Source organism: Burkholderia sp. AU31624, from assembly GCF_020420065.1.
Classification (GTDB): Bacteria; Pseudomonadota; Gammaproteobacteria; order Burkholderiales; family Burkholderiaceae; genus Burkholderia.
Genome location: NZ_JAIZRT010000008.1, coordinates 220,027 through 240,437 on the forward strand (window position 1 = coordinate 220,027; position 20,411 = coordinate 240,437).

Sequence of the window (20,411 nt, forward strand, 5' to 3'; positions counted from 1 at the left end):
AACTCACATGCACCGCATCGGCTTTCTGATCAGCGACGGCTTCCAGATCATGGCGCTCGCCGCGCAATCGGTGTTCGAGTACGCGAACATGGGCATGAGCGAGCCGTTCTACGGGATGGCCAACTATTCGGTCGACGGCGGCGACGTGCGCTCGTCGCTTGGGCTGCCGGTCGCCACGCACGCGCTGCGCGGGCGGATCGCCGTCGATACGTGGATCGTCGCGGGCGTCAACGATCCGCTCGCTTCGCCGGCGCCGGCCGGCGTCGTGACGTTCCTGCGCCGCACCCAGGCACGCGCGCGGCGGATCGCCGGCATCTGCACCGGCGCGTTCGTGCTGGCCGAAGCCGGGCTGCTTGCGCAGCGCCGCGCGACGACGCACTGGGCGTTCGGCCGCGACATGCAGCGGTGCTATCCGGAGATCCGCGTCGAGGACGACCGGATCTACATCGTCGACGGCCCGATCTGGACGTCGGCCGGGATGACGGCCGGCCTCGACCTCGCACTCGCGATGGTGGAAAAGGATCTCGGCGCCGATGCCGCCCGCTCGGTCGCGCACAAGCTCGTGATGCACCAGCGGCGCGCCGGTGGCCAGTCGCAGCATTCCGAAATGCTGGAACTCGCACCGAAATCCGACCGGATCCAGAACGCGCTGAACTACGCGCGGCAGAATCTCGGCCGCGCGCTGACCGTCGAGGATCTCGCCGAAGCCGTCCACCTGAGCCCGCGCCAGTTCAGCCGCGTGTTCACGCTCGAAACGGGGCAGTCGCCGGCGAAGGCGATCGAGCGGCTGCGGCTGGAGGGGGCGCGACTGATGATCGAGCAAAGCCGCCACTCGCTCGACGTGATCGCGAAGGAAAACGGCTTTCGCGACCGCCGGCACATGCGCGAGGCGTTCGTGCGCGGGTTCGGCGTCCCGCCGCAGGCGATGCGGCGCGACGCGCGTGCGGACGAGCGGGAAGCGGGCTGATGCCCGCGGGCGCGGGACGCCAGCGAAGGTCGGAAAAATCGCGCAGAATCTCCGGCACGTTTCGCGAGGAGACACCATGCACGCCGAGCCGTTCGAGATTGCGATACCCGATCACGCGCTGGATGACCTGCGTCGGCGCCTGCGCGCCCGCCGCCCGCCGTTGCTCACGCCCGCCGAGCCGTGGCAGCAGGGTGTGGACGGCGCGTGGCTGCGCGAGCTGACCGACTACTGGGCCGAGCGCTTCGACTGGCGCGCGGTGGAGCGTGCGCTGAACCGGTTGCCGCAGTTCGTCGCGGACGCAGGCGGGCAGCGCGTGCACTTCATCCATCGGCGTGGGGCGGGATCGAAACCTTATCCGCTCGTCATCACGCACGGCTGGCCGGGCTCCGTGTTCGAATTTGCCGCACTGATCGAGCGCCTGTGCGATCCGGCGGCATTCGGCGGCGATCCTGACGACGCGTTCGATGTCGTCGTCCCGTCGCTGCCCGGCTTCCTGTTCTCGCCCGCGCCAACGGCACCCGGCATGTCGGCATGGCAGGTCGCCGACTGCTGGGCGGCGTTGATGTCCGGCCTCGGCTATCGACGCTTCGGCGCACAAGGCGGCGATCTCGGCGCAGGCGTGTCGATCGCGCTCGGCGCGCGGCATGCCGACCGGGTGGACGGTATCCATCTGAACTACCTGCCCGGCAGCTACGAACCTCCGGCCGACGCGGCCGTGCCGCTGACCGACGACGAACGGGCCTTCGTGACGCAGCGCGGCGAGTGGGCCGCGCTGGAAGGCGGATACGCGCATGTGCACATGACGAAGCCGCAGACGCTGGCCGTCGCGCTCAACGATTCGCCGGCCGGACTGGCCGCCTGGATCGCCGAGAAATTCCGCGCGTGGAGCGATTGCGACGGCGACGTCGCACGGCGGTTTTCGCACGACGATCTGCTGACCGGCATCTCGCTCTACTGGTTCACCGGCTGCATCGGCTCATCCATGCAGATGTATTGGGAAAACCGCCTGCAGCCCATGCGCTTCGCGGCCGGGCAACGCGTGACGGTGCCCGTCGCGTTCGCGCGCTTTCCGAAGGAAATCGGCCGTCCGCCGCGCAGCTGGCTCGAACGCGGGTTCGACGTCGTGCAGTGGACCGACATGCCGAGCGGCGGCCATTTCGCGGCGATGGAAGAGCCGGATCGGCTGGCCGACGATATTCGGACATTTTTCCGGCGCTTTCGGTGACGATCGGGGCGGCCGGCGAAGCGCACCGGCGACCATCCGGTCGACAAGGAACGCGAGCGCCACGCGGATCGTGACGCGACGGCGGCGCCTGCCTTAGCGCCTGCCTTAGCGCGTGACGAACGGCGCGGCGTCGTTCGGCGCCGTACGCGCATGTTTGCGCTGGCGCAGCAGCGCGACACGGCAGTTCTCGCGCGCGGTCTCGCGGCCGTCGTCGTCGAGCAGCACGAGATCGCCGCGCATCACGTTGAGCGTGATCACGTCCTCACCCGGCGCGCCGAGCGTTTCCGGTGTGTGCACCGAGCCGGCCGGCTCGAGCACCGTCGAGCCGGCGTGCGCCACCCAGTCGTATTCGCGGTAGCGCCACGCCCCCTGCAACGTATGGACGAACACCTCGCCTTCATGACGGTGGCGCGGCAGCGTGCCGCCGGCCGGCATCTTCAGCAGCGCGGTGAGTGTGTCCTCGGCCGCATTGATGTGCAGGTACTTGATCGCCAGCCCCGGCAGGTCGGCGCTCATCGGCAGCCACGGCAGCGCGTCGCCGGGCAGGCACGAGATCGGCGGCAGGTCGGTGGAGAGCGGGGCGGACGGCTGCGTCATGGCGGGCGGCAGAGCGGAAATGGGGAGCCCGCATTATCGCAGAGCCGGCTCACGCAGCCGAACGGGACATGTCGCATCGAATCGAGCGCACGCGACGACGCGATCCTTACAGCTTGAAATATGCAGCTAAACTGTACAGTTTTCCTGTATATCTGATATCTTGAATTCATGAACACGCCATTGCCTCCCTCCGAAGCGCTCCCGCTGGCCGGCCTTGCCGGCGAACTTCGCATCTCGGTCGGCAAGCTGATGCGGCGGATGCGGGAGCAAATCCACCCGAACGACCTCACGTCATCGCAGAAGTCGGTGCTGTTGCGGCTCGACCGCGACGGCCCCGCGACCGTGTCGGCGCTCGCACGTGCCGAAAGCGTGCGACCGCAGTCGATGCGCGTGACGGTCGCGACGCTCGAGACGCTCGGCGCCGTCAGCGGCGAGCCCGATCCCACCGACGGCCGGCAGACGCTGATCGCGCTCACGCCCGCTTTCCGCAAGGTGCTGCAAGCGAACCGCGCGGCCAAGGACGACTGGCTGTTCCGTGCGTTGCACGCGCAACTGTCGGCGGCGGAGCAGGCCGAGCTCGCGGCGGCCGTGAAGCTGCTGCAGCGGCTCGCCGAATTCCAGGAGCCGGCGCGTCCGTAAACCCGTAAACCGCCTCGCCCCGTTTGCCGCAAGGACAGCCTAAACATGAACTTCCCGCATCTCGTGTCGTATTTCTTCGGCGGTGCGTTTCTCGCGAACGTCGTGCCGCATCTCGTCAGCGGGTTGCGCGGCGAGCCGTTCCAGACCCCGTTCGCGAATCCGCCCGGGCGTGGGTTGTCGTCGTCCACGGTGAATGTGTTGTGGGGCGTCGCGAACCTCGTGATTGCCTACGTGCTGGTGTGCAGGGTCGGCGACTTCGATCTCCGCGTCACGGCCGACGCGGCGGCGTTCGGCCTCGGCATCCTCGCGCTCGGCCTGTTCCTCGCGCGGCGCTTCGGTGAGCTGCACGGCGGCAACGAGCCCGACCGGGAGCGGCCATGAACGTGCCGGCGGCGGGCGTCTTCCGCTCGCTGCGCAGCTTCAACTATCGCGTGTGGGCGATCGGCTCGCTGGTGTCGAACATCGGCACGTGGATCCAGCGCACCGCGCAGGACTGGCTCGTCCTCACGCAGCTCACGCATCACGACGCGTCGGCCGTCGGGATCGTGATGTCGCTGCAGTTCGGCCCGCAGCTTCTGCTGCTGCCGTGGACGGGCTACGCGGCCGACCGTTTCGACCAGCGCAAGCTGCTGATGGCGACCCAGGCGCTGATGGGCGGGCTCGCGCTCCTGCTGGGGCTGCTGACGGTGACCGGCGTCGCGCAGCTGTGGCACGTGTATCTGTTCGCGTTCCTGTTCGGCTGTGCGTCGGCGTTCGATGCGCCGGTGCGGCAAACGTTCGTTGCCGAGCTGGTCGCCGATCGGGAGCTGGCGAACGCCGTCGCGCTCAACTCGACGTCGTTCAACGCGGCGCGGATGATCGGGCCGGCGGCGGCCGGCTTCATCATCGCGTCGGTCGGCACCGGCTGGGCGTTCCTGCTCAACGGGCTCAGCTTCGTCGCGGTGCTGGCGTCGCTGTCGATGCTGCGTGACGACGAACTACGTGCGCATGCGCGGGCCGACCGCACGCGCGGGAGCCTGCTCGACGGGTTCCGCTATGTATGGCAGCGCCCGGACCTGAAGGCGATCCTCGTGATGCTGTTCCTGATCGGCACGTTCGGGCTCAATTTCCAGCTGTTCATCTCGACGATGGCGGCCAGCGTGTTTCATGTCGACGCGCGTGGCTTCGGCGTGCTGTCGTCGATGATGGCCGTCGGCACGATCACCGGTGCGCTGCTCGCGGCGCGCCGCGACCGGCCGCGTTTCCGGCATCTGTGGCTCGGCGCGGCGCTGTTCGGGCTCGGCTGCACGCTGGCCGCGCTGGCGCCGGGATATTGGCTGTTCGCCGCCGCGCTCGTGCTGACCGGGATCGCGGCGATCACCTTCATGAACTCGACCAACAGCCTCGTGCAGCTGTCGACCGAGCCGGCGATGCGTGGGCGTGTGATGGCGCTGCGCCTCGCGGTGGCGCTCGGCGGCACGCCGATCGGCGCGCCGGTGGCTGGCTGGGTCGCGAATCATCTCGGCCCGCGCTGGGCGCTCGGCGTCGGCGCGATGTCCGGTTTTGCCGCGGCGCTCGTCGCGACGCATTTCATGAAGCGGATGCGTGCACAGGCGGGCACGGGCGACGGCGCTTGACCGGCAGTGAAACCGACGTAGGCTACCCGACCGTTCAGCCGTTCAGCCGTTCAGCCGTTCAGCCGTTCAGCCGTTCAGCCGTTCAGCCGTTCAGCCGTTCAGCCACTCAGCCACGACGGCCGTTAAGCGACCGGCCGCGCCGCAGCATGCGCGGCCTCAAGGCACGACTGAAACAGCAACGCAGCCCGCGACGGCCGCGGCGAGCGCCGCAGCAGGCTCACGAACCGGCACCGGTAATTGAACCGATGCGGCGCGATCGGCTGCATCAGCCCCTTGTTTTCGAAGCTTTCCGCGTAATGGTCGGGGAGGAAGCCGAGATAGCGGCCGGACAGGATCAGCGTCGCGATCGACTCCTGATCCGACGCGGTCGCGCTGCGCGTGAGCTTCGCGCGATGGCTCAGCTCCATGTTCGGCGAATGGAAGCCGAGGCCCGCGAACGCATGGTTGCCGATCGTCGTCCACGTGAGCTTGCCGTGCGGCGCATCGTAGAGCGGATGCTGGCGGCCGCAGTAGAGCAGCATCCGTTCGTCGAACAGCTCCGAATACACGAGGCTGCCCGAGTTGCGGTGCGCGGGAATGATCCCGACCTGATAGCTGCCGTCGATGATCCCGCGCTCGACCTCGTTGATCGACGCGACATGCAGGTTCAGCGCGACGTCGGGCGCTTCGTCGGCGAACTGGCGGATCGCGTCGCCGAGCCGTGCGTTCGCGTTGGTGGCCGTCTTGTCGAATACCGCGATGTGCAGTTCGCCGCCCATCCGGTCGTGAATGCCGTCGATCCTGCTGCGAAATGCTTCCATCGACGCGAGCAGCCGCAACGTCTCCTCGTACACCGTCTGGCCCTCGGGCGTCAGCGTGAAGCCCGCGCGGCCGCGCCGGCACAGCACGAGGCCGAGGCGCGTTTCCAGATCCTTCACGTGCCGGCTGATGGTCGAGATGCCGATATTCAGTTCCAGTTCGGCCGCGGCCATCCCGCCGCACTGCACGACGCCCTTGAAGACCCGCAGCAGGCGGAGATCCATGTCGCTGAGCTGCCCGAGCAGCGCGCGACTCTTCGGTTGCTTTGCTTGCATAGATGCGCAAGTGAACATTGATATTGCGATATTCAAAAGACTAATTGGCCTCCCGACAATGCGCAATATCAACATAAGGAGGAGGGGCGCCCCGCGCCGACCGACATGACCGACATCACCACCGCCCAGCACGACGAAACCACCCTCCGCACCGACGCCGCGTGGCTCGACGCGCACTGGATGCCGTTCACGGCCAACCGCCAGTTCAAGGCCGATCCGCGCCTGATCGTGTCGGGCAAGGGCGCGTATTACACGGACGCCGAAGGCCGCAAGATCTTCGACGGCCTGTCGGGTCTCTGGTGCACGGGCCTCGGTCACGGCCGCACGGAAATCGTCGAAGCCGTGAGCCGCCAGGTCGCGCAGCTCGACTACGCGCCGGCATTCCAGTTCGGCCATCCGAAATCGTTCGAGCTCGCGAACAAGATCAAGGACCTGACGCCGGCCGGCCTCGACTACGTGTTCTTCACGGGTTCGGGCTCGGAAGCGGCCGATACGTCGCTGAAGCTGGCCCGCGCTTACTGGCGCGCGAAGGGCAAGGGCACGAAGACGCGCCTGATCGGCCGCGAGAAGGGCTATCACGGCGTGAACTTCGGCGGCATCTCGGTCGGCGGGATCGGGCCGAACCGCAAGCTGTTCGGCCAGGGCCTCGACGCCGACTTCCTGCCGCATACGCAACTCGCCGAAAACAAGTTCTCGCGCGGCATGCCCGAGCACGGCGCCGAGCTGGCCGACCGCCTGCTCGAGCTGATCGCGCTGCACGACGCATCGAACATCGCGGCCGTGATCGTCGAGCCGTTCTCCGGTTCGGCGGGCGTGGTCGTGCCGCCGAAGGGCTATCTGAAGCGCCTGCGCGATATCTGTACCGCGCACGACATCCTGCTGATTTTCGACGAAGTCATCACGGGCTTCGGTCGGGCCGGCGCGATGACGGGCGCCGACGCGTTCGGCGTGGTGCCGGACATCATGAACTTCGCGAAGCAGGTGACGAACGGCGTGCAGCCGCTCGGCGGCGTGATCGCGACGAAGGAAATCTACGACACGTTCATGGCCGCGGGCGGCCCCGAGTACATGCTCGAGTTCCCGCACGGCTATACGTATTCGGCGCACCCGGTGGCCTGCGCGGCCGGCGTCGCGGCGCTCGACCTGCTGGTGAAGGAAGACGCGGTGGCCCGCGTGCGCGATCTCGCGCCGCATTTCGAGGCCGCTGTGCATGGGCTGAAGGGCCAGCGCCACATCACGGACATCCGCAACTACGGGCTGGCTGCCGGCCTGACGATCGCGGCGCTGCCGGGCGAGCCGGCACGGCGCCCGTACGAGATCGCGATGCGCTGCTGGGCGAAGGGCTTCTACGTGCGCTACGGCGGCGACACGATCCAGCTGGCGCCCCCGTTCATCTCGGAGAAGCGCGAGATCGACAACCTGGTCAACGCGCTGTCCGACGCGCTGAACGAAGTGGACTGAGCCGCGGCTTGCCCCGAACGATAACCGAATTCACGAAAGAGTCAGATACATGAAACACGACAGCAACGTAACGTCCACCGTCGGCCACCTGATCGACGGCAAGCGCGTCGACGGCGGCAGCCGCGTCCAGCCGGTGTTCGACCCGGCCACCGGCGAATCGCACAAGAGCGTCGCGCTCGCCGACAAGCTGACCGTCGAAGCCGCGATCGCGTCCGCGCAGGCCGCGTTCCCGGCCTGGCGCAATACGCCGCCGCTGAAGCGCGCCCGCGTGATGAGCCGCTTCAAGACGCTGCTCGAGGAGCACGCCGACGAGCTGTGCGCGCTGATCACCGCCGAGCACGGCAAGGTGCTCGCCGATGCGATGGGCGAGCTGCAGCGCGGGATCGAGAACGTCGAATACGCGACCTACGTGCCCGAACTGCTGAAGGGCGAGCACAGCAAGAACGTCGGCCCCGCGATCGATTCGTGGAGCGAGTTCCAGGCGCTCGGCGTCGCTGCCGGCATCACGCCGTTCAACTTCCCGGTGATGGTGCCGCTGTGGATGTGGCCGATGGCCGTCGCGTGCGGCAACACGTTCGTGCTGAAGCCGTCGGAGCGCACGCCGTCGTCGACGCTGCGCATGGCCGAGCTCGCGCTCGAAGCGGGCCTGCCGCCGGGCGTGCTGAACGTCGTGAACGGCGACAAGGAAGCGGTCGACACGCTGCTGACCGACCCGCGCGTGAAGGCGGTGAGCTTCGTCGGCTCGACGCCGATCGCCGAATACATCTATTCGACCGGCTGCGCGCACGGCAAGCGCGTGCAGGCGCTCGGCGGCGCGAAGAACTTCGCGGTCGTGATGCCGGACGCCGACATCGGCAACGCGGTGAACGCGCTGATGGGCGCCGCGTACGGTTCGTGCGGCGAGCGCTGCATGGCGATTCCGCTGGTCGTCGCGATCGGCGACGAGACGGGCGACCAGGTCGTCGCGGGCCTGAAAGCCGAAATCGAAAAGATGAAGGTCGGCCCGGGCAACGGCGCGGGCATCGACATGGGCCCGCTCGTCACGCAGCAGCATTTCGAGAAGGTGACGGGTTTCGTCGAAGCCGGTGTGGCAGCGGGCGCGACGCTCGTCGTCGACGGCCGCGGCGTGAAGGTCGACGGTCACGACGGCGGTTACTACCTCGGCCCGTGCCTGTTCGACAACGTGAAGCCCGGCATGCCGATCTACCAGCATGAGATCTTCGGGCCCGTGCTCGGCGTGATCCGCCTGAAGTCGCTCGACGAGGCGATGGCGCTGATCGACGCGCACGAGTACGGCAACGGCACCTGCCTGTTCACGCGCGACGGCGAGGCCGCGCGCTACTTCGGCGACAACATCCAGATCGGCATGGTCGGCATCAACGTGCCGCTGCCGGTGCCGGTCGCGTACCACTCGTTCGGAGGCTGGAAGCGTTCGCTGTTCGGCGATTTGCACGCGTACGGCCCGGACGCCGTGCGCTTCTACACGAAGCGCAAGACGATCACGCAGCGCTGGCCGTCGGCCGGCGTGCGCGAAGGCACCGTGTTCAGCTTCCCGTCGAACCGCTGACGCGCCACCCGGCTGCATGCGTCGTCCGCCTGCCTGACGGCGGGCAACGCCATGCAATGCGGCCGGCGTGACCGCGACAAGGCCCGCCCGGATCGACGATCCGCGCGGGCTTTTTCTACGTCCGCGCGGCGCGCGCGGAAGACGTCGGAAGGTCGGTTACGGCGCCACCACGTGCCACATGTTCTTGAAGTTGTCGCCGTTGCGGTCGCCCTGTTTCATGTCCTTCGAGAAGAAGTACAGCGGCTTGCCCTTGTACGCCCATTGCGGGCTGCCGTCATCGCGCTTGATGATCGTGTAGGGGCCGACCGGGACATCGGTCGCGCTGGCCTTGTAGGGCGGCCAGAAGGATTCGCATTGGCCGGTGCAGGCGCTGGTGCCGGCGTTGGGCTTGTCCTGGTCGAATGCGTAGACGGTCATCCCGTTTGCGGCGACGAGCGCGCCGTTTTCGACTTTCGTGATCGAGCCTTGGGCCGACGCCGAAGCGGATGCAATGGCGAGCAGGGCGGAACTGACGAGCAGCGCGGCTTTCATGAGGGCCTCCTGTAATCCGGTGGGCGGCCGCGATGGCGCACGGGCGAGCGTGCGCCGGGATCGCGATGAATGGTGCCGGAACGCGGTGCCGTTACCGCCGGTGCGAGCGACGCAGGGTCGAGTGGCGGTGAACGGGGCGCTCCATTCACGATAGGCGGTTTTTGGCGGGGCTGCGAGAACATCGGGGGCGTATCGGCCGCGCGTGGGCGTGACACAACGGCCGTCACGCTCCGGCGCCGGGATTCGACATCCGTCCCCTTGGGCGCGAGGAGCGCATGCCGATGCGTCAGCGCCTCGCGCGATTGGTCAACGCGACGCCCGCGATCACGAGCGCACCACCGGCCAGCATCGACGGCGACAACGGCTCGCCGAGCAGCGCGACCGACAGCAGCACGCCGAACACGGGGACCAGGTTGGTGAACACGGCCGCACGGGCCGGCCCGAGTTCGCGGATGCCCTGCGAATACCAGACGAACGCGACCACCGTGCCGATCGCGCCGAGGTAGAGCATCGACGCGACGGCCTGCCACGTCAGCGGCGTGCCGCTGACGGCGGGCGAGCCGAACAGGTGCGCGCCGATCAGCAGCGCGAGGCCCCACAGCGCCGCATACGTCGTGGCCGCGAGCGGCGACAGCCCGTCGAGCGCGCGTCGGCCGATCACCGTATAGGCGGCCCAGCTCAGCACCGCGCACAGCATGAAACGTTCGCCCGAGCCGAACGTGTCGCCGAGATCGGTCAGCACCCGCAGCAAGTCGCCGCGGCTGATCACGACCAGCGCGCCGAACAGCGCGACGGCGATGCCGGCCCAGCGCGACAGCGACAGGCGCTCCCCGCGCACGACGATCGACAGCAGCACGGCAGTGGCCACCGGGTTCAGCGCGACGAACAGCGCGGTGCGGCCCGCCGGCATCCGCGCCAGTGCCGCGAAAAAGCACACGTTGTACAGGAAGATGCCGGTCGCGCCGAGCCCGAAGGTCGTCAGGATCTGGCGGCCGCTCAGCTTCGGCAGCCCGCCTTCGATCTTCCACGTCAGCACGACCAGCAGCAGCGCGGCGATCGCGAAGCGGCCGGTGGCCGCGGCGGTCGCGGACATCGTTGCGGCCAGGATCCGACCTGCGATGAATGTGCCGCCCCAGAACAGCGCGACGAGCGTGAGCTTCACGTAGATGGCCGCATGCGGCCGGGGGGCGACGAGGGCGGCGGGCGGGGCGGGAGCGTTCATGTGAAGGGTTTCTCGGTGAGCGCCTGCGGCAACGCGTGAGCGACCGCGCGCGGCCGACGATGCGGAATCGCGCGATGGCCGGCTGGCAGTCTGGATTCAGGGGGAAGGAGGGAGGCGCTGCGTCGTCAGCGAAACGCGGGCGCCGACGCGAGCGCGCTCAGCACGACCGGCATCGCGAGCGCCGCGGCGACCGTCTGGAACGCGGTGATGCCGGCCATCAGCGGTGCATCGCCGCCGAGCTGGCGCGCCATGATGTAGGACGCCGACGACGTCGGCAGCGCCTGGAACAGCAGCGCGACCGTCAGCGCCGCATCGCCGAGCCCGAACAGCCGGCCGGCGGCGAGCGTGATGAGCGGCATCGCCATGAACTTGAATGCCGACGCGACACACACCGGCTGCAGCCACGCACGCGCCGCATCGAATCTCAGTGCCGCGCCCACGCACAGCAGGCCGAGCGGCATCGACGCGACGCCGAGCGCGCGCACGGCCGGCGCGACGGCCGCGGGGAACGAGACGCCGCCGGCCTGCATCGCGATCCCGAGCGCGCACGCGACGACCAGCGGATTCGACAGGATCTGGCGCACGAGTGCCGCCGCGCCGAGCCGCGTGTCGCCGTAGCGTGCGAACACCAGCACGCACATCAGGTTGACGGTCGGGACGATCGCCGCGACGCATACGGCCGCGAGCGCGATGCCTTTTGCGCCGAACAGGCCGGCCGCGAGCGCGGTGCCGACATAGTTGTTGAAGCGCACGGCGCCCTGGAATACCGACGTGAAGCCGGCGCCGTCGACCCGCACGAACCGGCGGACCAGCAGGAGAAGCGCCGCGGCGAGTGCGGTCGAACCGACCAGCGCCGCCGCGAGCGGTAAAACGGGCAGTGATTGCAGCCGTGCGTTCGCGAGACTGTCCGTGAACAGCGCGGGCAGCAGCACGTAGTAGCACAGCCGCTCGGCCTGCGGCCAGAACGCATCGCCGATGAAGCCGGAGCGCCGCAGGCCGTGGCCTAACGCGACCAGCAGCGCAACCGGTGCCAGCGCGAGCAGGATTGGGCCGATCATCGACACGCCTTCACGCGAGCCGTGCGGGCGGTGCGGGCCGCCGCGAGCGGCTGGCACGCAAAACGGCGGAACGAGGCGGGAATCCATCCGGCGGGCACCATGGCGACACGCAATCGAAAGAGTGACGATGCCGCCAAGTTAACACGCGCAAGCAACAGGAATAATGGTTAATTATCGGGTGTTCAATGAGCAATTCTCATCGATGACGCGGTGACTTCGGCGGCCAGTGCACGTGCGAAACGCTCGGCCGGACGCGACTGGTGTTCGAGCAGGACGACCGCGCGCCCCATTTGCGGCTGTCCGAACGGCAAGCGCGTGACGGGCGGCAGCCGCGCGAGCGTCGAATCGGGGAGCGCGACGATCGCCGCGCCGAGCCCTCGCGCGACCATGCGCGCGATCGTTTCCGCGCTGTCCAGCACCATCTCCTCGCGCACGCGCACGCCGATGCGGCGCAGCTCGGCGGCGATCATGCGCCCGGCCCATGCCTGCGCATCGAAGCGGATGAACGGCAGCGAATCGAGCAGCGTGACCGCGTCGCGTTCCGCATGGTCGGGCGGCGCGAGCAGCCAGAAGCGATCCTCGTACAGCGTGGTCCACGTCAGTTCCGCCGGATGCGGGCGCACGGGGCGCGTCGTGATCGCCGCATCGAGTTCGCCGGCCGCGACGCGGTTCGCGAGTTCGGCCGACATCCCGGCCGACACGTGCACGCGCAGCCGCGGGTGCGCCGCGCGCAGCGCGAGCAGCGCGTCGGGCAGCGGGCCGGACAGCGCGGTCTGGATCGCACCGATCCGCAGGCGGCCGACCAGCTTCTTCTCGTCGCTGAGCGCGTCGGGAATCCGGTCGACCATTGCGAGCACCTGCTCGGCCTGGGCCAGCAGGATGTTGCCGGCCTCGGTGAGCACCGGCTGCCGGCGCGAGCGATCGAACAACTGCACGTTGTATTCGCTTTCGAGCGTCTTGATCTGCAGGCTCACCGCCGATTGCGTGAGGCCGATGGCTTCGCCGGCGCGTGCGAATGTACGGTGTCGGGCGATGGCGACCAGCGTTCTGAATGCGCGTAATGACATGGGTGAAGTCACATGAGGGGCGGGATGGACCGCGGACGACAGGCATGCGCAGGGTCCGCGCCCATCGTGCCCGCTCGGGTTGGATCGGGCAACCGGGAACCGGTACGGCAACGGCGGCCGAAGCGCGATCGCCGGCGCCTTACACCCACAGCCGGTACATCCAGAACGATTCGTCGTCGATGAAGCGTTGCGTGAATTCGCTCGGCGAGAACCCCGTGATGCGCTTGACCTCGCGGCTCAGGTGCGCCTGGTCGGCGAACCCTTCGTCCAGCGCCAGCGTGGCCCAGTTGAACGCGGCGCCGGCTTCGTACCGGTCGCGCGCCGCGAAGAACGCGCTTTCCGTCCTGACGAGCGTTTGCCATTCGCGCAGCGATCGGCCGCTGTAGGTCTTGATCCGCCGCTCGACCTGGCGCGGGCTGTGGGTATCCCGCCATTCGCGCGCCTGCAGCGCGAGGCGCTCGACCCAACTGCGTCCCGCATTACGTAGCGATGACAGCGGCGTCGTGGGCCGCAACGCCTGCCAGCGAGATGCAAGATGACGTTCGATCGCCGCCAGCGCATCGGCATCGCGGTCCGCGCCGGCCAGCGCATCGAGCAGCGGGTGCCAGTCGTCGCCGAGGCACGCATGGGCGTCGAGCACGCGATCGTGGATGTCCGCGAGCGCGATGCCGAACAGCGCCCGCGCCGCATCGGCGGTGAAGCAGATCATGCCGATTCGTCCGCCCGTCGGCGCCCAGGCCACGGTAGGGGCCGAATGGCTGCCCGACAGCGTCACGGCGGCACCGAAGGGGCGCCACCGGGGCCCGTCGGCCGTGGGTTCGACGAAGCCCACGTCGAGATCCCGATACCACGACACGCACACGAGCGGCGTGGCCGGAAAATGCGAGAGCCGCTGCGCGTCGCTCAAGGCGACCCCGCGCGTATCGTGCAACACGATCGCGACCACCGCGCCCTGCAGGGCAGCCGGCGCGGGGTACAGCCGTCCACGCGGCGCTCGCCCGTCGCTCGGCGCGCGAGGGGCGCGCGCCAGCGGATCGGGGCACGACGGCGGGATCGATGACGGGTCGGAGAACATGACGCTGGAGTATAGGGAGCGGCCCGACGCGTGTCGATGTCGTTTGCGTTCAAGACCGCCGCCATGCCGGTGCGGACAATCCGGCCCATGAACACGCGATCCACATCCTCATGTCCATTCCATACGGGCGCTGCTGCTGCGGCGCCCGTGCTTCACCCGCCCGGCGTATGGCCGCCGGGGCCGCCTGCCGGCCTGACGGGTTGGGGGCTGCTGCGCGCGATGTCGCGCGACCTGCTCGGCACGCTGGCCGGCTGGCAGCGCGCATACGGTGACGTCGTGCACGTGCGCGTGTGGCCCGAGCATGCGGTGGTCGTGACCGATCCCGCGCTCGTGCGCGAACTCCTGGTCACGCATCACGATGCGCTCGGGCGCTGGGAGCGTGCCGTCCGCGTGTTTGCGGAGGTCCACGGCCATAGCGTGCTGATCGCCGAAGGCGACGCGTGGCGCGGCAAGCGGCAGGCGTTGCAGCCGAATTTCATGCCGAAGGCGGTGCAGACGTTCGTGCCGTCGATCGCGGCGACGGCCGGACATGCGCTCGCGCAGTGGCCCGCGCGCGATCCGGACTGGCCGATCGAAAGCGCGCTGACGTCGCTGGCGATGGACGTGATCATGCGCACGATGTTCTCCGACGCGATCGGCGACGACGCACGTGCGGCCGAGGAAGCCGTGCGCGCGGTGAGCGCGGCGGCCAACGCCGATTTTTACTGGCCCGCGAGCACGCCGGACTGGGTGCCGTGGAAGCGCGGCAAGGCACGGGCGATGGCCGTGCTGAACGGGCTGATCGACCGGCAACTGCATGCGCGTCTCGACCTGCCGGCGCGTGCGTGGCCCGACGATCTGCTGTCGCGTCTGTTGCGGCTGCATCGGGACGACGCGCGGCGATGGCCGTTGCAGGCCGTGCACGACGAATGCATGACCGCGTTCCTCGCGGGCCACGAGACGACGGCTGGGGCACTGACCTGGTGGGCGTGGTGCATGGCGACGAATCCGGCGGCGCAGGCCGCCGCGCGCGATGAAGTGTCGCGCGTGCTGGGCGGTTGCGCACCGTCCGCCGAGACGCGAGCGTCGCTACGCTACCTGACGCACACGCTCGAGGAAACGCTGCGCCTGTATCCGTCCGCGCCGATGCTGATCAGCCGCCGCGCGTCGCGGCCGATCGTGCTGGGGCCGTGGCAGTTTCCCGCGCGGACGCTGTTCATGCTGCCGCTGCAACTCATGCAGCGCGATGCGAGATGGTTCGACGCACCCGACGTATTTCGCCCCGAGCGTTTTGCCGACGACGCGCCGGCCGCACCGCGCGGAACCTACATGCCGTTCGGCACGGGCCCGCGCGTGTGTCTCGGGCAGCATCTGGCGATGACGGAAATGACGGTCGTCGCGGCGATGATCCTGCAGCGCTACGCGTTGTCGGCGCCGCCCGGCAGGGTGCCGCCGCGGCCGGTGCTGAACGTGACGCTGCGGCCGGACCGGCCGCTGCATCTCGCGATCGCGCCGGCGGCGGATGGGTGTTCCGCGTGATGTGGTCGGCGTGGCCGGGCGAGCGTGCCGCTGAGTCGACGGCAGATATCGAACGCGACGGCAGGCTCGGCTGATTCGCGCGTCGCGAACGCTTGCCGTTCGCGACACACAACGCAATCGAATCGTCGGAATGTGAATGCGTGCCGGCCGCTGCCTTCGACGCCGCTGGCGCGGCATCGCGCAGCACCTATGCTTGAAGGGCCCAGGTCGGGCTCAGCTCAAGGAGGCGGGTCATGCGCATGCTTCTCAACATACGAATCCCTCACGAGCCGTTCAACACGCTGGTGCGCGACGGCAGCGTCGGCGACGTGATCGGGCGAATACTCGAAGCGGTCAAGCCCGAGGCCGTGTATTTCACGGAGCAGAACGGCGGGCGCGGGGCGGTCGTGATCGTCGACCTGAATGATCCGTCACAGATCCCGGCGCTCGCGGAGCCGTGGTTCCTGATGCTGAATGCGGATTGCGAGTTCCGCGTGGTGATGTTGCCGGACGATCTCAAGAACGCCGGGCTCGCGCAGATCGGCGCGACGTGGAAGTCGACACAGACGTAGCGGGAATCGGCGCATGACGATCCCCCTGCTCGAGACCCGGGCAGGCGGTTTGTTGCGCCGTCGTTCGCGTACCGGCTATCGCGCAGGCTTCGACGGTTCGGCGTTCGCTGTTTGCCCGTCCTTCGGCCGCACCAGCAACAGCAGGCCGCTCAGTGCCGCGGCAGCGACGAACACGAAAAAGCACTGTTCGTTCCATCGGCGCAGGCTGTCGGACGCCACGCCGCCGTGACTCCCGGCCGAGGCGCCGGCCTCTAGCAGGAACGTGAAGACGGCCGGCACCGGCGCTGAACCGAGATAGGCCAGGAACGCGAACTGCAGCCGGCCGCGGGTCAGGATCGACCAGACGTGCTTGCCCATCAGGCAAGCGACCAGCACCACCGGCGGGATGAGCACGATCGATGCGGCACTGATCGCGCACAGCAGCAGCCAGCCAAGTCCGATGATCGGAATGAGCGACATGAATCGGGGCTCCTGTTGTCGGGCAATCCTGTTGTCGACGGTGCATCCGCATCGGCCTTACCGGATGACCGCGGCATGCGGCGTTTCACGGAGTGTGCCCGATTCCACGCCGGTTGCCCTCCGTCGGCACCGATGCCGTCATCCGGCCGCGTCTTCCCCCAGCGCCTGGATGAAGCGCGAAAACAGCTCGGGCTGCGACGCAATCCCGAGCTTCGCGTACAAATGCCGCCGGTGCACCTTCACCGTTTCGGGGGAGATCGCCAGCCGCTCGGCAATCGCCTTCGACGAATTGCCGCGCAGCACCATTCGCGCGATCGACATCTCGCGATCGGTCAGCACGCCCGCGCCGAAGCGGGCAAGCGCCTGCTCGACCCGCGCACCGAGATCGGCATCGGGCGTCGCGCGCGCCGCGTCGCCCACGAGCCGCCAGTGCTGCCGGATCGCCGCGAGCACCCACGGCATCGCGGCCGTCAGCTTGCCGAGCGGCTCGACGTCGAACCGCGTGCCCGCACCGAGCGACAGCGACAGCAGCGTGTCGGCGTTCGGCCGCACGAGGATCTGGATCTCGTCGTCGCCGACCGCATCGCGGAAGTAGCTCAGGAAATATTCGCTCTGCCGGAACAGGTCGGGCGCGACTTCCTCGAGCCGGTAGCAGCCGTCGGCGAGCCCGTCGTGCGCGGCCTGCAGGAACGGGTCGAGCAGATACAAGCCGTTCAGGTAGAGCGGCACCGGCGATGCGACATCGGTGCCGCCGGTGTCGTATTCGTCGAGCACGAGCGGCACGCCGTCGCGGCCGATCGCGGTCGCGAGCGCGTTGTCGAACGGCACCATTTCATTGAGCAGCAGCACCAGGAACCGCCAGAAGCGCGGCTGGCCGAGATGATCGATTGCGCGGCCGAGCGCCTGGTGCATCGCGATTTCGGAAAAGAGACGATCCATACCACCACCGGAAGGGCGTAACACGAAGGGGGAATAGCGGTCCTGAAATTGGCTTCCTAGACTGCCACGCAATCAATCGGGCCCGAGTATGGGCGTTCAAAAAAAAGTGGCAAAGGATTGGCCCAAGCACAGGAGAACGAAATGGCGATGATGTCGGAATCGACGGGCACGCTGCAAGCGGCGCCTGCAACGGAAGACGCGCCGCGCGCGCTGTCGCAGACGCTCAGCGTGCGCGATGCGGTGATGATCACCGTCTCGGGCGTGACGCCCGCGAGCTCGATCTTCGTGATCGCGCCGTTCGCGATCCAGCAGGCCGGCAGCGGCGCCGTGCTGTCGTTCCTGCTCGGCGGCGTGCTCGCGCTGGCGTTCGCGCTCTGCTATGCGGAGCTCAGCGCCGCGCACCGCAGCGCCGGCGGCGAGTACGTGATGGCCAAGCGTGTGTTCGGCACGCTGCCCGGCTACCTGACCTTCATCACGGTGCTGTCCGTCAGCGTGTTCATCCCCGCCGTGCTCGCGAGCGGCGCCGCGCCCTACCTGAACAACGCGCTCGGCACGCATTTCAGCAACCAATCGGTCGCGCTGACGATCGTGCTGCTCAGCTACCTGCTCGGCATGCTGAACATCAAGACGAACGCGTGGATCACGGGCGCGTTTCTCGTCGTCGAGATCGGCGTGCTGATGCTGATCGCGGGCCTCGGCTTCGGTTCGCCGCATCGCGGCGCCGACGCGCTGATCGCGCCGGTCGTCGCGAGCGGCAACGCGCTCGTGCCGGCGACGCTGGCCGCGATCGTCCCGGCGATCGGCACCGCGATCTTCTGCTACAACGGCTTCGGCTCGGCCGCCTATCTCGCGGAAGACCTGCGCGGCGGCAACCGCAATGTCGCGAAGGCGGTGATCTACTCGCTGCTCGTGATCCTCGTCGTCGAACTGATTCCGCTCACCGCGATCGTGCTCGGTGCGCCGTCGCTGACGGAGCTGACGAAGAGCGCCGACCCGATCGGCTATGTCGTGCGTTCGCTGAGCAACCCGGCCGTGTCGCGCGTGGTCAGCGGCGGAATCTTCCTGTCGGTGTTCAACGCGATCATCGCGATCGTGATCACGATGGGCCGGCTGCTGTACAGCAGCGGCCGGCACGCGCTCTGGTCGCGCACCTGCAACCGCGCCTTCTCGACGATTCACCCGCGCTTCGAATCGCCGTGGCTCGCGACGATCGCGCTCGCGGTGCCGTCGGCGGGGCTCGTGTTCGTGTCGAGCCTCGACGAGCTGACCGCGTTCACGGTCGACCTGCTGCTGCTGATCTATCTGGTCGTCGGACTGGCCGCGCTCGCGAGCCGCTTCGTGCGCCGTGACGTCGAACATCATTACCGGATGCCGTTGTGGCCCGTGACGCCGCTCGTGGCGGTAATCGGCGCCGCGTATACGCTCTACACCACGCTCGCAACGGCCACGAAGCCGACCGACCTGATCATCATCGCGGGGCTGCTGGTCGCCGCGCTCGTGATGTATGCGGTCTGGGCGCGCCACAGCGAAGCCTTCCGCGCGCTCTGAGCGCGGGATCGAAAGCTTGCCGTACCGAAACATCGAAACACTGAATCATCGAACTACTGAAAGACTGGAGGAATTGCATCATGCGCACGAGGGATCTCGGCATCCGCATCGGACTCGGCACGCCGGGCCGCTTCAACGCGATCACGGACGTTCCGGGCGTGCGGGTCGGACATTGCACGCTGAACGTCGAGAATGGCGACGCGTCGATCCGCACCGGCGTCACCGTCATCGAGCCGCGCGCGGGCGCGGCGCACGATTCGCCGTGCTTCGCGGGCGTGCACGTGCTGAACGGCAACGGCGACGCGACGGGGCTCGAATGGATCCGCGAGGCCGGCCTGCTGACCACGCCGATCGCCTATACGAACACGCACAGCGTCGGCGCGGTGCGCGATGCGCTCGTCGCGAACGAGCGCGAAGCGGCGGCCGGCCGCGTGTACTGGTGCATGCCGGTCGTGATGGAAACCTACGACGGGCTGCTGAACGACATCTGGGGCCAGCACGTGAGCGCCGCGCATGTGCAGCGCGCGCTGGCCGCCGCGCAGTCGGGGCCGGTTGCCGAAGGCGGCGTGGGTGGCGGCACGGGGATGATCTGCCACGAGTTCAAGGGCGGCATCGGCACCGCGTCGCGCGTGCTCGCGGCCGATGCGGGCGGCTGGACCGTCGGCGCGCTCGTGCAGGCGAACTACGGCGTGCGCGAGATGCTGCGCGTGGCGGGTTATCCGGTCGGCGAAGTGCTGCGGCACGTGCCGTCGCCGTTCCGCGCGCCAGGCGCGCAAGGCGAGGCCGGGATGGGCTCGATCGTCGTGACGATCGCGACCGACGCGCCGCTGCTGCCGCACCAGTGCACGCGTCTTGCCCAGCGCGCGAGCGTCGGGCTGGCGCGGGCAGGCGGCGGTACGGAGGATTCGAGCGGCGACATCTTCCTGGCGTTCGCATCAGGCAACGACGGCCTGCCGGCGGCGAACTACGGCAGCAAGGGCGCGCCGACCACCGGCGTGAAGATGGTCAACAACGACCATATTTCCGCGCTGTTCGTCGCGGCGGCGGAAGCGGTGGAGGAAGCGATCGTGAATGCGCTCGTCGCGGGCGGCGACGTCGAGTCGCGCGGGGCGCGGGTCGAAGGGCTGGGGCAGGCGCGCTTGCTGGATGCGTTGCGCGAGGTGGGCTGGCGGCCGGGGCGCGGCGCCTGAAACGGCATGCGCCGCTTCAATCGAAGCGGCGCGGAAGGGAGCGGCGATGCGGCGATCGGCCGGGCCGCGATCGGCCGGGCCGCCGCTCGCCCATGGATGCAACGCGGG

20 protein-coding genes are annotated in these 20,411 nt (G+C 68.6%); 11 read left to right on the forward strand and 9 right to left on the reverse strand.

Annotated elements, in window-relative coordinates; genetic code table 11:
• Positions 1-7: 7 nt before the first annotated feature.
• Both LGM89_RS28000 and LGM89_RS28005 read left to right on the forward strand, forming a co-directional pair.
• A complete protein-coding gene (locus tag LGM89_RS28000; protein ID WP_089497049.1) occupies positions 8-967 on the forward strand; it encodes a GlxA family transcriptional regulator in 960 nt (319 codons plus the stop codon).
• 76 nt (positions 968-1,043) lie between these two features.
• Complete coding sequence (locus LGM89_RS28005) at positions 1,044-2,192, forward strand: epoxide hydrolase family protein (RefSeq protein ID WP_089497048.1); 1,149 nt, start codon at positions 1,044-1,046, stop codon at positions 2,190-2,192.
• Between the two features lie 105 nt (positions 2,193-2,297).
• Here the strand turns inward: LGM89_RS28005 and LGM89_RS28010 are convergent, their stop codons facing one another.
• Positions 2,298-2,789, reverse strand: coding sequence for a 2,4'-dihydroxyacetophenone dioxygenase family protein (locus LGM89_RS28010; RefSeq protein WP_166893835.1), 492 nt, complete (start codon positions 2,787-2,789; stop codon positions 2,298-2,300).
• Positions 2,790-2,957: 168 nt separating this feature from the next.
• On the opposite strand from LGM89_RS28010, the gene LGM89_RS28015 reads away from it, so the two are divergent.
• Genes LGM89_RS28015 through LGM89_RS28025 form a run of 3 tightly spaced genes read left to right on the forward strand, consistent with a single transcriptional unit; the run spans position 2,958 to position 5,044 of the window.
• Positions 2,958-3,428 (forward strand): MarR family winged helix-turn-helix transcriptional regulator, encoded by a 471-nt coding sequence (locus tag LGM89_RS28015; RefSeq protein ID WP_089497046.1) that lies wholly within the window; start codon positions 2,958-2,960, stop codon positions 3,426-3,428.
• 45 nt (positions 3,429-3,473) lie between these two features.
• On the forward strand, positions 3,474-3,809 hold the full coding sequence (locus tag LGM89_RS28020) for a hypothetical protein (protein ID WP_226203465.1): 336 nt from the start codon (positions 3,474-3,476) through the stop codon (positions 3,807-3,809).
• A complete protein-coding gene (locus tag LGM89_RS28025; protein ID WP_226274636.1) occupies positions 3,806-5,044 on the forward strand; it encodes an MFS transporter in 1,239 nt (412 codons plus the stop codon). The genes LGM89_RS28020 and LGM89_RS28025 overlap by 4 nt, the downstream gene beginning before the upstream one ends.
• A gap of 122 nt (positions 5,045-5,166) precedes the next feature.
• On the opposite strand, the gene LGM89_RS28030 is transcribed toward LGM89_RS28025, so the two are convergent.
• On the reverse strand, positions 5,167-6,117 hold the full coding sequence (locus tag LGM89_RS28030) for a LysR family transcriptional regulator (RefSeq protein ID WP_226203461.1): 951 nt from the start codon (positions 6,115-6,117) through the stop codon (positions 5,167-5,169).
• Between the two features lie 105 nt (positions 6,118-6,222).
• On the opposite strand from LGM89_RS28030, the gene LGM89_RS28035 reads away from it, so the two are divergent.
• Together LGM89_RS28035 and LGM89_RS28040 are read left to right on the forward strand one after the other, a co-directional pair.
• A complete protein-coding gene (locus tag LGM89_RS28035; RefSeq protein ID WP_089497042.1) occupies positions 6,223-7,578 on the forward strand; it encodes an aspartate aminotransferase family protein in 1,356 nt (451 codons plus the stop codon).
• Between the two features lie 49 nt (positions 7,579-7,627).
• Positions 7,628-9,145: a CoA-acylating methylmalonate-semialdehyde dehydrogenase gene (locus LGM89_RS28040; protein ID WP_226274637.1), complete on the forward strand. Its 1,518-nt coding sequence runs from the start codon at positions 7,628-7,630 to the stop codon at positions 9,143-9,145.
• Between the two features lie 156 nt (positions 9,146-9,301).
• On the opposite strand, the gene LGM89_RS28045 is transcribed toward LGM89_RS28040, so the two are convergent.
• The 5 genes from LGM89_RS28045 to LGM89_RS28065 all read right to left on the reverse strand — a co-directional run bounded on the left by LGM89_RS28045 (position 9,302) and on the right by LGM89_RS28065 (position 14,098).
• A complete protein-coding gene (locus LGM89_RS28045; RefSeq protein ID WP_089427567.1) occupies positions 9,302-9,676 on the reverse strand; it encodes a hypothetical protein in 375 nt (124 codons plus the stop codon).
• A 286-nt stretch (positions 9,677-9,962) separates the two neighbouring features.
• Positions 9,963-10,898: a DMT family transporter gene (locus tag LGM89_RS28050; protein WP_089497040.1), complete on the reverse strand. Its 936-nt coding sequence runs from the start codon at positions 10,896-10,898 to the stop codon at positions 9,963-9,965.
• Positions 10,899-11,023: 125 nt separating this feature from the next.
• Complete coding sequence (locus LGM89_RS28055) at positions 11,024-11,956, reverse strand: AEC family transporter (RefSeq protein ID WP_226274638.1); 933 nt, start codon at positions 11,954-11,956, stop codon at positions 11,024-11,026.
• 182 nt (positions 11,957-12,138) lie between these two features.
• Entirely contained in the window at positions 12,139-13,023 is an 885-nt protein-coding gene (locus tag LGM89_RS28060; protein WP_226274639.1) for a LysR substrate-binding domain-containing protein, read from the reverse strand.
• 139 nt (positions 13,024-13,162) lie between these two features.
• Complete coding sequence (locus LGM89_RS28065; RefSeq protein WP_226203450.1) at positions 13,163-14,098, reverse strand: AraC family transcriptional regulator; 936 nt, start codon at positions 14,096-14,098, stop codon at positions 13,163-13,165.
• A gap of 87 nt (positions 14,099-14,185) precedes the next feature.
• Between LGM89_RS28065 and LGM89_RS28070 the strand changes: the two genes are divergently transcribed.
• Positions 14,186-15,616: a cytochrome P450 gene (locus tag LGM89_RS28070; protein WP_226274640.1), complete on the forward strand. Its 1,431-nt coding sequence runs from the start codon at positions 14,186-14,188 to the stop codon at positions 15,614-15,616.
• Between the two features lie 233 nt (positions 15,617-15,849).
• Positions 15,850-16,167, forward strand: coding sequence for a panthothenate synthetase (locus LGM89_RS28075; RefSeq protein ID WP_089442549.1), 318 nt, complete (start codon positions 15,850-15,852; stop codon positions 16,165-16,167).
• Between the two features lie 75 nt (positions 16,168-16,242).
• On the opposite strand, the gene LGM89_RS28080 is transcribed toward LGM89_RS28075, so the two are convergent.
• Positions 16,243-16,626, reverse strand: coding sequence for a hypothetical protein (locus LGM89_RS28080; protein ID WP_226274641.1), 384 nt, complete (start codon positions 16,624-16,626; stop codon positions 16,243-16,245).
• Positions 16,627-16,764: 138 nt separating this feature from the next.
• Entirely contained in the window at positions 16,765-17,565 is an 801-nt protein-coding gene (locus LGM89_RS28085) for a helix-turn-helix transcriptional regulator (protein WP_226274642.1), read from the reverse strand.
• A 141-nt stretch (positions 17,566-17,706) separates the two neighbouring features.
• On the opposite strand from LGM89_RS28085, the gene LGM89_RS28090 reads away from it, so the two are divergent.
• Together LGM89_RS28090 and LGM89_RS28095 are read left to right on the forward strand one after the other, a co-directional pair.
• On the forward strand, positions 17,707-19,113 hold the full coding sequence (locus LGM89_RS28090; protein ID WP_089497034.1) for an APC family permease: 1,407 nt from the start codon (positions 17,707-17,709) through the stop codon (positions 19,111-19,113).
• A gap of 80 nt (positions 19,114-19,193) precedes the next feature.
• Positions 19,194-20,303, forward strand: coding sequence for a P1 family peptidase (locus tag LGM89_RS28095; RefSeq protein WP_226274643.1), 1,110 nt, complete (start codon positions 19,194-19,196; stop codon positions 20,301-20,303).
• Positions 20,304-20,411 lie beyond the last annotated feature (108 nt).

Coding starts and splice junctions, on each gene's coding strand:
- LGM89_RS28070 (WP_226274640.1), top strand. CDS start 14,186: ATGAACACGCGATCCACATCCTCATGTCCATTCCATACGGGCGCTGCT.
- LGM89_RS28085 (WP_226274642.1), bottom strand. CDS start 17,565: ATGGATCGTCTCTTTTCCGAAATCGCGATGCACCAGGCGCTCGGCCGC.
- LGM89_RS28095 (WP_226274643.1), top strand. CDS start 19,194: ATGCGCACGAGGGATCTCGGCATCCGCATCGGACTCGGCACGCCGGGC.
- LGM89_RS28000 (WP_089497049.1), top strand. CDS start 8: ATGCACCGCATCGGCTTTCTGATCAGCGACGGCTTCCAGATCATGGCG.
- LGM89_RS28075 (WP_089442549.1), top strand. CDS start 15,850: ATGCGCATGCTTCTCAACATACGAATCCCTCACGAGCCGTTCAACACG.
- LGM89_RS28060 (WP_226274639.1), bottom strand. CDS start 13,023: ATGTCATTACGCGCATTCAGAACGCTGGTCGCCATCGCCCGACACCGT.
- LGM89_RS28035 (WP_089497042.1), top strand. CDS start 6,223: ATGACCGACATCACCACCGCCCAGCACGACGAAACCACCCTCCGCACC.
- LGM89_RS28010 (WP_166893835.1), bottom strand. CDS start 2,789: ATGACGCAGCCGTCCGCCCCGCTCTCCACCGACCTGCCGCCGATCTCG.
- LGM89_RS28025 (WP_226274636.1), top strand. CDS start 3,806: ATGAACGTGCCGGCGGCGGGCGTCTTCCGCTCGCTGCGCAGCTTCAAC.
- LGM89_RS28080 (WP_226274641.1), bottom strand. CDS start 16,626: ATGTCGCTCATTCCGATCATCGGACTTGGCTGGCTGCTGCTGTGCGCG.
- LGM89_RS28055 (WP_226274638.1), bottom strand. CDS start 11,956: ATGATCGGCCCAATCCTGCTCGCGCTGGCACCGGTTGCGCTGCTGGTC.
- LGM89_RS28015 (WP_089497046.1), top strand. CDS start 2,958: ATGAACACGCCATTGCCTCCCTCCGAAGCGCTCCCGCTGGCCGGCCTT.
- LGM89_RS28090 (WP_089497034.1), top strand. CDS start 17,707: ATGGCGATGATGTCGGAATCGACGGGCACGCTGCAAGCGGCGCCTGCA.
- LGM89_RS28045 (WP_089427567.1), bottom strand. CDS start 9,676: ATGAAAGCCGCGCTGCTCGTCAGTTCCGCCCTGCTCGCCATTGCATCC.
- LGM89_RS28030 (WP_226203461.1), bottom strand. CDS start 6,117: ATGCAAGCAAAGCAACCGAAGAGTCGCGCGCTGCTCGGGCAGCTCAGC.
- LGM89_RS28040 (WP_226274637.1), top strand. CDS start 7,628: ATGAAACACGACAGCAACGTAACGTCCACCGTCGGCCACCTGATCGAC.
- LGM89_RS28005 (WP_089497048.1), top strand. CDS start 1,044: ATGCACGCCGAGCCGTTCGAGATTGCGATACCCGATCACGCGCTGGAT.
- LGM89_RS28050 (WP_089497040.1), bottom strand. CDS start 10,898: ATGAACGCTCCCGCCCCGCCCGCCGCCCTCGTCGCCCCCCGGCCGCAT.
- LGM89_RS28065 (WP_226203450.1), bottom strand. CDS start 14,098: ATGTTCTCCGACCCGTCATCGATCCCGCCGTCGTGCCCCGATCCGCTG.
- LGM89_RS28020 (WP_226203465.1), top strand. CDS start 3,474: ATGAACTTCCCGCATCTCGTGTCGTATTTCTTCGGCGGTGCGTTTCTC.